This window comes from Klebsiella sp. DY2415 (assembly GCF_026314315.1).
GTDB lineage: Bacteria > Pseudomonadota > Gammaproteobacteria > Enterobacterales > Enterobacteriaceae > Klebsiella > Klebsiella ornithinolytica.
In genome coordinates this window covers 3619622-3633711 of sequence record NZ_CP111115.1, presented here as the reverse complement: position 1 = coordinate 3633711, position 14090 = coordinate 3619622, and the positions used below count along the sequence as shown (strand labels likewise).

Annotated in this window: 12 protein-coding genes; 9 read left to right on the top strand and 3 right to left on the bottom strand. The window is 54.9% G+C overall.

The genetic code is table 11. The annotated features are described in order from the left end of the window. Positions 1-150: 150 nt before the first annotated feature. Positions 151-1161 (top strand): quinone-dependent dihydroorotate dehydrogenase, encoded by a 1011-nt coding sequence (pyrD, locus tag OQV00_RS17330; protein WP_004860131.1) that lies wholly within the window; start codon positions 151-153, stop codon positions 1159-1161. Between the two features lie 167 nt (positions 1162-1328). Next, positions 1329-1871 (top strand): cell division protein ZapC, encoded by a 543-nt coding sequence (gene zapC / locus OQV00_RS17325; protein WP_004860132.1) that lies wholly within the window; start codon positions 1329-1331, stop codon positions 1869-1871. 6 nt (positions 1872-1877) lie between these two features. On the opposite strand, the gene OQV00_RS17320 is transcribed toward zapC, so the two are convergent. Further along, positions 1878-2987: a YcbX family protein gene (locus OQV00_RS17320; protein WP_065906234.1), complete on the bottom strand. Its 1110-nt coding sequence runs from the start codon at positions 2985-2987 to the stop codon at positions 1878-1880. A gap of 98 nt (positions 2988-3085) precedes the next feature. Between OQV00_RS17320 and rlmKL the strand changes: the two genes are divergently transcribed. From rlmKL to rmf, 6 genes are all read left to right on the top strand, one after another. Further along, positions 3086-5191, top strand: coding sequence for a bifunctional 23S rRNA (guanine(2069)-N(7))-methyltransferase RlmK/23S rRNA (guanine(2445)-N(2))-methyltransferase RlmL (gene rlmKL, locus OQV00_RS17315; protein WP_015584713.1), 2106 nt, complete (start codon positions 3086-3088; stop codon positions 5189-5191). 12 nt (positions 5192-5203) lie between these two features. After that, positions 5204-7111, top strand: coding sequence for an ABC transporter ATP-binding protein (locus OQV00_RS17310; RefSeq protein ID WP_004860139.1), 1908 nt, complete (start codon positions 5204-5206; stop codon positions 7109-7111). A gap of 14 nt (positions 7112-7125) precedes the next feature. Further along, positions 7126-8394: a membrane integrity-associated transporter subunit PqiA gene (gene pqiA / locus OQV00_RS17305; RefSeq protein WP_044346494.1), complete on the top strand. Its 1269-nt coding sequence runs from the start codon at positions 7126-7128 to the stop codon at positions 8392-8394. After that, positions 8384-10021, top strand: coding sequence for an intermembrane transport protein PqiB (gene pqiB, locus OQV00_RS17300; protein ID WP_004860144.1), 1638 nt, complete (start codon positions 8384-8386; stop codon positions 10019-10021). The genes pqiA and pqiB overlap by 11 nt, the downstream gene beginning before the upstream one ends. Then, positions 10021-10581 (top strand): membrane integrity-associated transporter subunit PqiC, encoded by a 561-nt coding sequence (gene pqiC, locus OQV00_RS17295; RefSeq protein ID WP_004860145.1) that lies wholly within the window; start codon positions 10021-10023, stop codon positions 10579-10581. Before pqiB ends, pqiC begins: the two co-directional genes overlap by 1 nt. 255 nt (positions 10582-10836) lie before the next feature. Further along, positions 10837-11004 carry a ribosome modulation factor gene (rmf, locus tag OQV00_RS17290; protein WP_004871568.1) on the top strand — a complete coding sequence of 56 codons (168 nt, stop codon included), beginning with the start codon at positions 10837-10839 and terminating at the stop codon, positions 11002-11004. 63 nt (positions 11005-11067) lie between these two features. On the opposite strand, the gene fabA is transcribed toward rmf, so the two are convergent. Then, positions 11068-11586, bottom strand: coding sequence for a bifunctional 3-hydroxydecanoyl-ACP dehydratase/trans-2-decenoyl-ACP isomerase (gene fabA / locus OQV00_RS17285; protein WP_004860150.1), 519 nt, complete (start codon positions 11584-11586; stop codon positions 11068-11070). A gap of 69 nt (positions 11587-11655) precedes the next feature. Next, on the bottom strand, positions 11656-13413 hold the full coding sequence (locus OQV00_RS17280) for an AAA family ATPase (RefSeq protein WP_004860153.1): 1758 nt from the start codon (positions 13411-13413) through the stop codon (positions 11656-11658). A 185-nt stretch (positions 13414-13598) separates the two neighbouring features. Between OQV00_RS17280 and matP the strand changes: the two genes are divergently transcribed. Next, positions 13599-14051 (top strand): macrodomain Ter protein MatP, encoded by a 453-nt coding sequence (matP, locus tag OQV00_RS17275; RefSeq protein ID WP_004860155.1) that lies wholly within the window; start codon positions 13599-13601, stop codon positions 14049-14051. Positions 14052-14090 lie beyond the last annotated feature (39 nt).

Genomic DNA, 14090 nt, shown 5'->3' with positions numbered 1-14090 from the left:
CCCTAGTTTTGTCAGAAATTGCATAACGCCGGGGAGAAAAGTAAACGTTTGCGTTGGATGCGAGATTTTTTGTCGTAGGTCAATTCCCTTTCAGGCGTCGATCGAACATAATACGCCCCCGGTTTGCACACCGGGAATCCAGGAGAGTTCATGTACTACCCCTTCGTTCGTAAAGCCCTTTTTCAGCTCGATCCTGAGCGCGCTCATGAAGTTACTTTTCAACAATTACGCCGTGTATCAGGTACGCCGCTGGAAATGCTGGTCCGTCAGAAGGTACCGTCCAAACCGGTCACCTGCATGGGTCTCACGTTTAAAAATCCGCTGGGTCTGGCCGCTGGGCTGGACAAGAACGGCGAGTGCATTGATGCGCTCGGCGCCATGGGTTTTGGCTCCATTGAAATTGGTACCGTAACGCCGCGTCCGCAGCCGGGGAACGATAAGCCGAGGATCTTCCGTCTGGTGGATGCCGAAGGTTTGATCAACCGCATGGGCTTTAATAACCACGGTGTTGATAACCTGGTTGAGAACGTTAAAAAGGCGCATTTTGACGGTATTCTCGGTATTAATATCGGTAAGAATAAAGATACGCCGGTTGAGCAGGGTAAAGATGATTATCTGATTTGTATGGAAAAAGTCTATCCGTATGCCGGGTATATCGCCATTAATATCTCTTCACCGAATACCCCAGGCCTGCGCACCTTACAATACGGCGATGCCCTGGATGATTTACTCTCTGGTATTAAAAATAAGCAGCTTGAGCTGCAGCAAAAGCATCAGAAATATGTTCCAGTCGCTGTGAAGATCGCGCCGGATCTTTCTCTTGAGGAATTGATCCAGGTGGCCGATAGTTTAGTTCGTCATAATATTGATGGCGTCATTGCCACCAATACTACCCTCGATCGTTCGCTGGTCCAGGGAATGAAATTCTGTGATGAAACCGGTGGTCTCAGCGGTCGTCCGTTGCAATTAAAGAGTACGGAAATTATCCGTATGCTGGCGACAGAATTAAATGGTCGTTTGCCCATTATCGGAGTCGGAGGGATTGACTCGGTGATCGCGGCACGGGAAAAAATCGCCGCCGGTGCCAGCCTTGTCCAGATTTATTCCGGATTTATTTTTAAAGGCCCTCCGCTGATTAAAGAAATTGTTACCCATATCTAATCTTTTCCCCCTCTGATCCCCCCCAGGGCTTTATTTCCGGCCCTGGTTGTTTTATATTCCTTCATTGTTGCTTATTTAGACATTTTAGTCTTTTCTTAATTTTGGAAATTATTCTGCTGCAGGATGCTATTGCATAAGAGATGCACGGGAAAGAGGACGGGGGAACGATGCGAATTAAACCTGACGATAACTGGCGTTGGTATTACGATGAAGAGCACGATCGTATGATGCTCGATTTGGCCAATGGTATGTTGTTCCGTTCGCGGTTTGCGCGTCGAATGTTGACGCCCGACGCCTTCTCACCTTCCGGATTCTGTGTTGACGATGCCGCGCTGTATTTCTCTTTTGAAGAAAAATGTCGCGATATCGAGTTATCTAAAGAGCAGCGCGCGGAATTAGTTCTCAACGCGCTGGTCGCCATTCGCTTCCTGAAACCGCAGATGCCAAAAAGCTGGCACTTCACAACGCATGAGGTCTCCTGGCAGCCCGCCACCGGCGATGCCGCCAGCGCCTGGCTCAGCGATAGCGGACAGCAGGTTAATCTGCTGGTGGTTGAACCGGGTGAAAATGCCGCGCTCTGTCTGTTGGCGCAGCCGGGCGTGACGGTCGCCGGGCGAGTCATGCAGCTGGGGGATGTGATTAAAATCATGAATGACAGGCTGCAACCGGCGCAGGGTATGACCAGCTACAGCCTGGGTCAGGCGGTCTAAAACGCGCTAAGGCGCCAGCCGTAAGGCCGTTTTCGGTATACAGCTACAGCACAGAATCGTACCATCGCCAGCGACCGCGTTTTTCTTCAACGGGCTGACCTCGCCTTCTTCCAGTCTGATGCGGCAGCTGCCGCAAATCCCAGCCCGACAAGAGTAGGGGATGCGAATGCCTTTTTGCTCCAGCTGCTCCAGCAATACCTGCTGATTATTGCCGCTAAACCGCTGCCCCTGCCATTCAATTTCAATGACCGCATCCGGCTGTGCGACAACCGCCGGCGTATCGTCGCTCTCGCCTGCGCCGTAGGCTTTTGCCGGGCCGCGAGTCAGCACTTCCACTTCATCGCCCACGCGCACGACGCCGCTGTTGCGGGCAATCAGGTTTTGCCCAAAATCGACATCGCCGTTATCCAGCGCGGTGCGGAACTGCTGCAGCGTGGCCAGCGGTTCACCGGAGGGATGCTTTTGCCCCCGTTCCGGACTGACGGTCGTCAGCACGCAGCGGCTACATGGTTTGGCGACATCAAAAACCACGTCACCAATGCGAATCACTTTCCAGGTATCCTCTTCCCAGGCCGCCGCGCCGGTCACCACCAGATTAGGGCGAAACTGCTCCATTCGCACGCTGGCCCGACAGCGTTGTTGCAGATCGCGCAGTGAGGCTTCGTTAGCCAGCAGATAGGGGAAACCATCGGCGAAGGTGAGTGGGACGGCATCATGGCGCTTCACCCGCCGGGTGAGGTGAGGGCCTAACCAGCGGAGCTGAACATCGCGGTTAAAGAAACCGCTGAGCCACTGGTTGACCGATGGCGGAGCAATCAGCGCGGTGAAGTGATTCCCCCATACCTCGGTAGGCGCACCCTGCGTTGAAAAATCGCTGAAGCGCACTATCGCGCTGCTGCCGTCTACCGCCGTCAGATGAATACCGTCGTGCAGCGGGGATGGCGTAAACTTCACCATCTGTGGAAACTGGCGGGCAGTAATAAAGGTGCCATCGGTTTCCGTCACCATAAAGGCGCGATCGAAGGCCAGGCCGCTGATATCGGCAAACGCGTGCGTCAGACCAATTCCACGCATGGATTTGACGGGATGAATAAAAAGTCGCGATAGCGTTATCATGCGCTGCCTCTGGGCTTAAAAATAAGCCTTTAACTTTATGACATGGGGCGCATATTGGCTATAATGCGCAACAATTTTCTTTTAGTAAAAGTGACGATATGAATTCTCTGTTTGCCAGTACGGCTCGTGGCCTTGAAGAGCTGTTAAAAACTGAACTGGAAGCACTTGGCGCGGTGGACTGCCAGGTTGTCCAGGGCGGGGTCCATTTTCAGGGGGATACGCGCCTGTTGTATCAAAGCCTGATGTGGAGCCGACTGGCTTCGCGCATCATGCTGCCGCTGGGCCAGTGTAGCGTGTATAGCGACCTGGATCTGTACCTCGGTGTGCAGGCCATTCCATGGACGGAGATTTTCACCCCTGACGCCACCTTCGCCGTCCATTTTAGCGGGCTGAACGATGAGATTCGCAACAGTCAGTACGGGGCGTTAAAGGTTAAAGATGCGATCGTCGATAGCTTCACGCGTAAAAATCTGCCGCGGCCAAACGTCGATCGTGAAAACCCCGATCTGCGGATTAATGTCTGGCTGAATAAAGAGACGGCGCACATTTCACTCGATCTCAGCGGCGAAGGTCTGCACCTGCGCGGCTACCGCGACGGCACCGGCATGGCGCCGATCAAAGAGACGCTAGCTTCGGCGATCGTCATGCGCTCTGGCTGGGTTCCGGGAACGCCGCTGCTCGATCCTATGTGCGGCTCCGGTACGCTGCTGATTGAAGCCGCTATGCTGGCGACCGACCGCGCACCGGGTCTGCATCGCGGTCACTGGGGCTTCAACGGCTGGCTGCAGCACGATGACGCGGTCTGGAAAGAGGTGAAGGCCGAAGCACAGACCCGCGCACGTAAAGGGCTGGCGGCCTATGAGTCGCGTTTCTATGGCTCTGATGTCGATGCCCGCGTCATTGAACGCGCGCGCAGCAACGCCCGTCGCGCGGGCGTCGGCGAACTGATTACATTTGAAGCGAAAGATGTTGCCCAACTCAGCAATCCGCTGCCAAAAGGCCCGTACGGGACCGTTATCAGCAACCCGCCGTACGGCGAACGTCTTGAAAGCGAGCCGGCGCTGATTGCCCTGCATAGCCTGCTTGGTCGGACGATGAAAACCCAGTTTGGCGGCTGGAATCTGTCGCTGTTCAGCGCTTCGCCGGAGCTTCTGAGCTGCCTGCAATTGCGTGCGGACAAGCAGTTTAAAGCCAAGAACGGCCCGCTGGACTGCGTACAGAAGAATTACCATCTGGCGGAAAACGACGGCAGCGGCGCGGTCTCCCTGGCGGAAGATTTCGCTAACCGCCTGCGCAAAAATCTGAAGAAATACGAGAAATGGGCGCGTCAGGAAGGGATCGAGTGTTACCGGCTGTATGATGCCGATCTGCCGGAGTATAACGTCGCGATCGACCGCTACGGCGAGTGGGTTGTGGTACAGGAGTATGCGCCGCCGAAAACGGTTGATGCGCATAAAGCGCGTCAGCGTCTGTTCGATATTATCGCCGCAACGATCTCCGTGCTTGGCATTGCGCCGAATAAGCTGGTGTTGAAAACCCGCGAGCGGCAGAAAGGGAAAAACCAGTATCAGAAAATGGCCGAGAAGGGCGATTTCCTCGAGGTTCAGGAGTATAACGCGCGTCTGTGGGTCAACCTGACCGACTATCTGGATACCGGTCTGTTCCTTGACCACCGTATTGCGCGTCGCATGCTGGGCCAGATGAGCAAAGGGAAAGACTTCCTCAACCTTTTCGCCTACACCGGCAGCGCCAGCGTTCATGCAGGCCTCGGCGGGGCGCGTTCAACGACCACCGTCGATATGTCGCGAACTTATCTCGAATGGGCCGAACGTAACCTGCGCCTCAACGGCTTAACCGGGCGCGCGCATCGCCTGATGCAGGCTGACGTGCTGGGCTGGCTGCGCGAGAGCGATGAGCAGTTCGATCTGATCTTTATCGATCCGCCGACGTTCTCTAACTCAAAACGCATGGAAGATGCCTTCGACGTGCAGCGCGACCACCTGCGTCTGATGACGGATCTCAAACGTCTGCTGCGTAAAGGCGGCACGATTATGTTCTCGAATAACAAACGCGGTTTCCGTATGGATCATGACGGGCTGGCGCAGCTGGGGCTGAAAGCGCAAGAAATTACCCAAAAAACGCTGTCTCAGGATTTCGCCCGTAACCGTCAGATCCACAACTGCTGGCTGATTACTGCAGCCTGAAAGGAATAAAGAATGTCATTAATTAGTATGCATGGTGCCTGGCTCTCCTTCAGCGACTCTCCGCTGCTGGATAATGCCGAGTTGCATATCGAAGATAACGAACGCGTCTGTCTGGTCGGGCGCAACGGCGCGGGCAAATCCACCCTGATGAAAATCCTTAACCGGGAGCAGGGGCTGGATGACGGGCGCATTATTTATGAGCTGGATCTGGTGGTCGCGCGACTGCAGCAGGATCCGCCGCGCAATGTGAGCGGAACCGTCTATGATTTCGTTGCCGAAGGCATCGCCGAGCAGGCGGCCTATCTCAAAGGCTATCACGATGTTTCGCAGTTGGTGATGACCGACCCGAGCGACAAGAACCTGAATGAACTGGCGCGTCTGCAGGAGCAGCTGGACAATTTAGGGCTGTGGCAGCTCGACAGCCGTATTAACGAAGTGCTGGAGCAGCTTAATCTCGATGCCAACGCCGAGCTCTCCTCACTCTCCGGCGGCTGGCTGCGTAAAGCGGCTCTCGGCCGCGCCCTGGTCAGCGGGCCGCGCGTGCTGCTGCTCGATGAACCGACCAACCACCTGGATATTGAAACCATTGACTGGCTGGAAGGTTTCCTCAAGACCTTCAAAGGGACCATTATTTTCATCTCGCACGACCGTTCCTTTATTCGCAACATGGCGACGCGGATTGTCGATCTCGATCGCGGCAAGCTGGTGACCTACCCGGGGAACTACGATCAGTATCTGCTGGATAAAGAAGAAGCGCTGCGCGTGGAAGAGCTCCAGAATGCGGAATTCGATCGTAAGCTGGCGCAGGAAGAGGTGTGGATCCGTCAGGGGATCAAAGCGCGTCGTACCCGTAACGAAGGGCGTGTGCGGGCACTGAAAGCCATGCGCCGCGAACGTGGCGAGCGCCGTGAAGTGATGGGTAGCGCGAAGATGCAGGTCGAAGAGGCTGCTCGCTCGGGTAAGATTGTCTTCGAAATGGAGAACGTCAACTACCAGGTTGATGGCAAGGTCCTGATTAAGGATTTCAGCGCCCAGATCCAGCGCGGTGACAAAATTGCCCTGATTGGTCCGAACGGTTGTGGGAAAACCACGCTGCTGAAATTGATGCTTGGTCAGCTGAAAGCGGATAGCGGACGTATTCACGTCGGGACCAAGCTGGAAGTGGCCTACTTCGACCAGCACCGCGCGGAGCTTGACCCGGATAAAACGGTGATGGACAACCTTGCGGAAGGCAAGCAGGAAGTGATGGTCAACGGTAAGCCGCGCCACGTTCTGGGCTACCTGCAGGACTTCATGTTCCATCCGAAGCGCGCGATGACACCGGTGCGCGCGCTCTCCGGCGGTGAGCGTAACCGCCTGCTGCTGGCGCGTCTGTTCCTCAAGCCCAGCAACCTGCTGATCCTCGATGAACCGACCAACGATCTGGATGTCGAAACCCTCGAACTGCTGGAAGAGCTGGTGGACGGTTATCAGGGCACCGTGATGCTGGTCAGCCACGACCGTCAATTCGTCGATAATACCGTTACCGAGTGCTGGATCTTCGAAGGGGAAGGGCGCATTGGGCAATATGTCGGCGGCTATCACGATGCCCGCGGCCAGCAAGCGCAGTATCTGGCGCAAAAGCAGCAGATTAGCAAAAAAGCGGTAGAGGTTGCTCAACCGAAAGCAGAAAGTGTCAAACGAGCATCAGGCAAACTAAGCTATAACCTGCAGCGCGAACTGGAACAGTTGCCACAACGGCTCGAAGAACTGGAAACCCAACTGCAAACCCTGCAGGAACAGGTTGCCGATCCTTCTTTCTTTGGCCAGTCCCATGATCATACGCAGCAGGTGCTGGCGCAGCTGGCCGAGGCGGAACAGGCGCTGGAAACTGCCTTTGAACGCTGGGAATATCTCGAAGGATTAAAAAACGGCGCATAAGCTGAGGAGTTTTCATGTGCGATCATCATCATGCTGCGCGGCATATCCTGTGCCCACAATGTGATTTGCTGGTGGCTTTGCCGCAGCTGGAGCATCGCCAGAAAGCCGTGTGTCCGCGCTGCGGCACGACGCTGACAACTTCGTGGGACGCGCCCCGGCAGCGTCCTACAGCCTATGCGCTGGTGGCGTTGTTTATGCTGCTGTTGGCCAATCTGTTTCCCTTTGTGGATATGAAGGTGAGCGGTCTCAGCAGCGAAATCAAGCTGCTGGAAATCCCCGGCGTGCTGTTTAGCGAAGATTACGCCAGCCTTGGCACCTTCTTTTTACTCTTCGTACAGCTGGTGCCCGCTTTTTGTCTGGTCACCATTCTGCTGCTGGTCAACCGCATTCATATGCCGCGCGCGCTAAAGGCGTTTCTGGCGCGCATTCTGTTTCACCTTAAAACCTGGGGAATGGCGGAGATTTTCCTCGCCGGGGTGCTGGTGAGCTTCGTCAAGCTGATGGCATACGGTGATATCGGCGTCGGCTTAAGCTTCGTTCCCTGGTGTTTGTTCTGCATGCTGCAGCTGCGTGCGCTGCAGTGCGTAGACCGGCGCTGGTTGTGGGACGATATTGCCCCGATGCCGGCGGTGACGCAGCCGCTGAAGATCGGCGTGACGGGGATCCGCCAGGGGCTACGTTCATGTTCGTGCTGTACCGCGGTTTTGCCCGCTGATGAAGCCGTTTGTCCCCGCTGTCAGACAAAAGGTACCGCGCGACGCAAGCATAGCCTGCAGTGGACGCTGGCCCTGCTGCTGACCTCATGCGTCCTTTATCTGCCCGCCAATATCATGCCGATCATGATTACCGATTTACTGGGCGATAAATTGCCGTCAACGATCATGGCGGGGGTGATCCTGCTGTGGAGTGAAGGCTCGTACCCGGTGGCGCTGGTGATATTTATCGCCAGTATTATGGTGCCGACGCTGAAAATGCTCGCCATTGCCTGGCTGTGCTGGAACGCTAACGGTAACGGACAGCGCGACTCGGAGCGCATGCACCTGATTTACGAAATTGTGGAGTTTGTTGGCCGCTGGTCAATGATTGATGTTTTTGTCATCGCTGTGCTCTCGGCGCTGGTGCGCATGGGAGGGTTGATGAGTATCTATCCTGCGATAGGGGCGGTGATGTTTGCGCTCGTTGTTGTCATGACAATGTTCTCAGCCATGACCTTTGACCCTCGTTTGTTGTGGGACCGTGAACCAGATTCAAGCCATGAGGAAATGCAGCAGCATGGAAAATAAGAGCGGAGAAGCGAAAGTGCAAAAGGTGAAGAACTGGTCACCCGTGTGGATCTTCCCCATCGTCACTGTGCTAATCGGCGCGTGGATTCTTTTTTATCACTACAGCCATCAAGGGCCGGAAGTGACGCTGATCACCACCAACGCTGAAGGGATTGAAGGCGGGAAAACCCGGATTAAAAGCCGCAGCGTGGATGTGGGGGTCGTCGAGAGCGCCACGTTGACCGACGATCTGACCCACGTAGAGATTAAAGCCCGGCTGAACGCCGGCATGAAGAAACTGTTGCATGAAGATTCCGTTTTTTGGGTCGTCAAACCGCAGGTAGGACGTGAAGGGATCAGCGGACTCGGTACGCTGTTGTCCGGAGCATATATTGAACTGCAGCCGGGGACGAAAGGCGGGGAGCCCGCCCGTTTCCCGCTGCTGGACTCTCCGCCGCTGGCTTCGCCGGATGCAAAAGGGATCCGTATTCTGCTGGAGAGTAATAAAGCGGGTCAGCTGTCGCCTGGCGATCCGGTACTCTTCCGTGGCTATCGCGTTGGATCGGTGGAAACCAGTTCCTTTGATGCTCAAAAGCGCAGCATCACCTATCAGCTGTTTATCAATGCGCCCAACGATCGTCTGGTAACAACCAACGTCCGCTTCTGGAAAGACAGCGGTATTGCGGTCGATCTCTCCTCATCCGGGATGCGCGTGGAGATGGGATCGCTGGCGACCCTGTTCGGCGGCGGCGTCAGCTTTGATATCCCGGAAGGTCTGGATATGGGCGAGCCGGTGGCGAACAAAACGGGTTACCATCTGTTTGACGATCAGAAGAGCATTCAGGATTCCGTCTTTACCCAGCATATTGATTACGTCATGTTCTTTAAAGACTCGGTGCGCGGACTGCAGCCGGGGGCTCCGGTCGAGTTCCGTGGAATCCGCCTGGGTACCGTCGGTAAAGTGCCGTTCTTTATTCCAGGACTGTATCAGCACCTGAATGAAGACTATCGTATCCCGGTAGAGGTTCGTATTGAACCAGAACGGCTGATCAGTCAGCTCGGCGGCGATCCAAATATCCGTACGCATATTGATGATCTGATTAATCGTGGCCTGCGGGGATCGCTGAAAACAGGGAACCTGGTGACCGGTGCGCTGTATATCGATCTCGACTTCTATCCGAAGGCGCCTCCGCGCGGCAAGATTCAGGAGTTTGGATCCTATCCGATCATTCCAACAATCAGCGGTGGTCTGGCGCAGATCCAGCAGCGCCTGATGGAAGCGCTGGATAAGATTAACAACCTGCCGATAAATCCGCTGTTGGAACAAGCGACCACCACGCTGGCGCAAAGTGAAAAAACGATGCAGCATGTTCAGACCACGCTGGATAGCCTGAACAAGATAGCGGCAAGCCCGTCAATGCAGCAGCTTCCTGGCGATATGCAGAATACGCTGCGCGAACTGAACCGCAGTATGCAGGGCTTCCAGCCAGGCTCGGCGGCATACAATAAAATGGTGGCCGATATGCAGCGACTGGATCAGGTTCTTCGCGAACTGCAGCCGGTACTGAAAACGCTCAATGATAAGAGCAATGCGCTGGTATTCGAGGCCAAGGATAAGAAAGATCCTCAGCCGAAGGGAGCGAAATAATGAAAAAATGGCTAATTGTGGCTGCGGCCTGCGCGTTGGCGGCCTGCAGCAGTGGGGAAAATAAAACCTACTATCAGCTTCCGGTTGTACAAAGCGGCGCGCAAAGCGCCGCCCACCAGAGCAGAAATCTGCTGTGGGTTGAACAGGTCAGTATCCCGGATTATCTGGCGGGCAACGGGGTGGTCTATCAGACCAGTGACGTGCAGTATGTCATTGCCAATAACAATCTGTGGGCCAGCCCGCTCGATCAGCAGCTGCGTACGACGCTGGTGGCGAATCTGAGTGCTCAACTTCCGGGCTGGGTGGTTGCTTCACAGCCTCTGGGCAGCGAACAGGATACGCTCAACGTGGCGGTTAATGGCTTCCATGGCCGTTACGATGGCCGGGTCATTGTCAGCGGTGAGTGGTTGCTCAAGCATCAGGGGCAGCTGATTAAGCGTCCGTTCAATATTGAGCTTAAGCAGCAGCAGGATGGCTATGATGCGATGGTGAAGACCCTGGCTCAGGCCTGGTCTCAGGAAGCCACGGCAATTGCCAGCGAATTGAATCGCCTGCCATAAGCAAAATGAATGAAAATGAAGCGCCGCGGTGGTCTGAAAAACCCCGCGGTTTTTTTATTTGTCTCGTCAGATCGTTACTTGTGCCGGTTCACATTTTTTGTACAAATGAATTTTCATGTAGCTCACAATTATGACAATGGCGTGAATTTTGCGCATTGACGTTGCCTCTGATTCGCGGTATTCGTTAACCGTGGTTGCACGTTTAGTGACCACTGTTTTCTTTTCCACCAGATCAAATAATGAGGGAAACGAGGCATGAAGAGACAAAAACGAGATCGCCTGGAACGGGCACATCAACGTGGATACCAGGCCGGGATAACCGGAAGATCGAAAGAAATGTGTCCCTACCAGACCTTGAACCAAAGGTCCTACTGGCTAGGAGGCTGGCGAGAAGCCATGGAGGACAGGGTACAAACTGCCTGACTGTCTCTTTAAAAAAGAAGCCTCCGCAGAGCGGGGCTTCGCCTTTTTAAGCATCGCTGCTTATCAGAATGCAGACGTATCCTGGAACAGACCGACTTTCAGATCGTTTGCGGTGTAGATCAGACGATCGTCAACCAGCACTTCACCATCCGCCAGGCCCATAATCAGACGACGGTTAACAACGCGTTTGAAGTGAATACGGTAAGTGACTTTCTTCGCAGTCGGCAGGACCTGGCCGGTGAATTTTACCTCGCCAACGCCCAGTGCGCGGCCTTTGCCTTCGCCGCCGAGCCAGCCCAGATAGAAACCAACCAGCTGCCACATGGCATCCAGTCCCAGACAGCCTGGCATAACCGGATCGCCGATAAAGTGGCAACCGAAGAACCACAGGTCCGGGTTAATATCGAGTTCTGCTTCAACATAACCTTTATCGTAGTTACCACCCGTCTCAGTCATTTTGATGACGCGGTCCATCATCAGCATATTCGGCGCGGGTAACTGTGGGCCTTTTGCGCCAAACAGTTCACCACGGCCAGAGGCAAGAAGGTCTTCTTTCGTATAGGATTCGCGTTTATCTACCATGTTTTCAGTAAGCCTTATTTTGAGTTCGGGACGCAGGATAGCTAACACGTGTAAGCTGAACAAGTCCGATCAGTTCGAACCTGAACCACCTAACCAGCGTAGCGGCCACGGAAAACGATGACGACTCTCTTGCTGCGTCGCCTGCGCGATCCGTTCCTGGATGGTTTGCCGTAAAGTTTGCCCTTCACCGTCCCAGAGCAGCTGGGTCAGAACAGGCAGCGCTTCCGTGACATCTTCCACCGCCCAGATGAAAAACTGCTCGTCAGCAACGGCCTGCCGGAGTTCTGCTGCCAGACTCAGGTGGCGGATATTTGCCGCGGGAATAATGACCCCTTGCTTACCGGTTAATCCGCGCTGCTGGCAAATGGTGAAAAAGCCTTCGATTTTCTCATTAAGGCCGCCTACCGGCTGCACGCGACCAAACTGATCGACGGAACCGGTAATGGCGATGCTCTGATTAATCGGTACGCCAGCGAGAGCGCTGATTAGCGCACATAGCTCGGCCATCGAGGCGCTGTCGCCGTCGACTTCACTGTAGGATTGTTCGAAGGTCAGCGAAGCCGTGAAGGGGAGCTGCTGTTCGAGTTCCAGCTCGGACATCAGGAACGCCTGCATGATCATCATGCCTTTGGCATGGATGTTGCCGCCCAGTTCCGCCTTACGTTCAACGTCAATGAACTCACCGTCGCCGATGTGTACCACGCAGCTGATGCGAGACGGTTCGCCAAACGGACGCGGATGTCCGGGGAATTCGATGACCGACAAGGCGTTAATCTGGCCGATGCATTCGCCTTCGGTTTCAATCATTATCTGTTCTTGCAGGATTTCGTCCTGAATCCGCTCGGCGAGATAGCCTTCACGCCACTCGCGGCGGGCCAGCATGGTTTGCATCTCTTCCGCGGTGATCTGCCCACCTTCGCAGAACGCCGCCGCTTCGCGTAGCTGGCGGGCTATCCAGAGCGGGCACAGCGGTAATGTCTCCTGATCGCCGGTATAACGCGCGGCTTCCTGAATCAACAGGGGCCAGGCATCAGCGGCCACTCCCGGTAGTCCGAGCTGCTGCGCGTTTTTCCCTACCCACTGACACCACAGTTTGAGCGTATCCGCATCGGCAATCTGTATATTCTCTTCGTATTCGCTGTAAATCGCCTGAGCGGAGAGTTCGGGCTCCATCTCCTGGAAATCGGCCAATGAATCACGTTCTCCAACCAGAATCACTTTCAGGCTGAGCGCCATAGAGGGAATCGCGACCGGCAGAGGACGAGACTCGTCAATGGACAACCAGTCAAAGCGCTGGCGGGTGACCATGCTTTTCAGACGCATCCAGAGCAGCGGCTGAGCGAGTAACGCGCGCAGAGAAATAATCAGTACGCCGCCGTTGGCCCGGTGTACCAGTCCCGGCTGGAGAGTGATTTCGCCGTTAAATTGGCGCACGCAGCCAAAGAGCTGCTCCGCTTCTACCCAGTCGGCAGTTTCAACCGGCGCGGAGCTGGCAAAATTATCGTCGGCATCTTTAGCCGGGGTGAGGGTGACGTTGCCGCCATTGACCTGATAGCGCACACCGTAGAGCGGTGCGGCAGGCTCATGTAAGGTTCGCGTTTCCGTCGCCAGCCACTGCAGGTACTCCGGCTCTTCCGGGGCTTTCACCAGCATGAATGGCGAGATGGTCGGAGTCACCAGAAGTTGCTCCAGACCATAGAATAAACGGGGCTGCAGTTCGCCGGAGAGGCCATCTTCCGCCTGGGCTAAATCGGCTTGTGCAAACAGCGCCTGATAACTTTCCGTATCAGGAGCGAGGTCGTTTCGGGTAAGTTTCGTAATGGTCAAAGTCGCTGTTTTTTAGTCAGATGTAAAACGCGCGATTATACCTTATGCTGCGTCTGAGCACACGGGGGATTGCGTTTGCCGCGATGATTACCGGGCTACCTGCATCACGAATGATGATTTATTCTCAGCACATTGGGAAAAAACTGATATCCTGAAATGAGTTACACGGTCACATTGAGATCGCAATGAAATATCAACAACTGGAAAACCTTGAAAGCGGCTGGAAATGGAAATATCTGGTAAAAAAGCACCGGGAAGGTGAGCTGATTACCCGCTACATTGAAGCCAGCGCAGCGAAAGCCGCGGTCGATGTCTTACTGACGCTCGAAAATGAACCTGTTCTGGTGCATACCTGGATTGAGCAGCATATGAATCCGGAGTTAATGAACCGGATGAAGCAGACAATCCGCGCGCGTCGGAAACGGCACTTCAACGCTGAGCATCTGCACACGCGCAAAAAGTCGATCGATCTGGAGTTTATCGTCTGGCAGCGACTGGCGGGGCTCGCGCAGCGGCGTGGAAAAACCCTGTCTGAAACCATCGTACAGTTGATTGAAGACGCCGAGCATAAAGAGAAGTACGCCAGTAAAATGTCCAGCCTGAAGCACGATCTACAGGTGCTGTTGGGGAAAGAGTAGCTGCAAAGGACAGGGCAGGACGACAGTACCGGGCAGACT